1 protein-coding gene is annotated in these 950 nt (G+C 50.0%); it reads left to right on the plus strand.

Features of this window, described 5'->3' with window-relative positions:
- Positions 1–373: 373 nt before the first annotated feature.
- A partial coding sequence (locus H1B37_RS32945; protein ID WP_436299115.1) for a leucine-rich repeat domain-containing protein occupies positions 374–950 on the plus strand: 577 nt, incomplete at its 3' end.

The raw sequence follows: 950 nt of genomic DNA on the forward strand, positions 1-950 counted from the left end.
TTCGGAACGCTATCGGCTATGCTTGCGTTTCAGTGCTTCTTGTGTCCCAGTGGAGGCACGGTTTCAGGCGAACGGCTTATCGTGGTTGGCGCTGGGCCAATACGTCGTGCAGCACAAAAGATCACATATAAGTTGACAGTGGATGACTGCGGAGCAGTGAGTGCATCTGTAACAGCATTGGAAATCCCACTTGCTCGGGTCGATCCAACCGGTGGTGGACAACATCCACATCCGTTGATCCCTCTGCATCCTGAAGGAGGAAATCCTCCTGGGCAACCATATCCACCGTGCCCGGATTGCCCGCCAAGAAAGTAATTCACTTCTGGCAAGTGACTTGCCTTGACGTTCCTCATGGAACCTCGAATGACTCAACATGTTCAAAATTGCTAGGGTTATACTCTTAGTTCTTGCTGCGTCGATGTTGACGACGACTACAGACGCTCAAGAATTGCCCATCCGGACCCGCGTGCCAAACAACGTCGTCAGCCTTTATGGCCCAACGAAAGACGACTGGGACAATGTGACCAATCTCGAAAAGGTGACCTATCTCAAGGTATTTGACTACAGTCATATTTCACCGAGTGGTTCGCCACAGTTGGATGACGCTATTCTAAGCAGCCAGCTTGCGGAATACCCCAATTTGCGAGTCTTGATGTTGTTTGCGCCGCATGCTACCGACAAGATTGTGGAAACTGTTAGCAAAATGAATCAACTGCAAATCTTGGTGATCGGGGGAGCACGAATAACTGACGATGGACTAGCGAAGCTGCAAAGGATCAGCAACCTTAAAACTCTGGCCCTATGGGATACTGAGGTAACCAATTCCGGAGTCAAAAATCTTCGGAGGAAGAACAGTCGGCTAAGCGTTGAGACGTCTGGGATCGACAGAGGGGGAAGCCTGCTTAATCGGAGCGGGTATCCAACAGAAAAACTGATGAGTCTCATTAGAC

The sequence above is a fragment of the Stieleria mannarensis genome, from assembly GCF_014154935.1.
GTDB lineage: Bacteria > Planctomycetota > Planctomycetia > Pirellulales > Pirellulaceae > Stieleria > Stieleria mannarensis.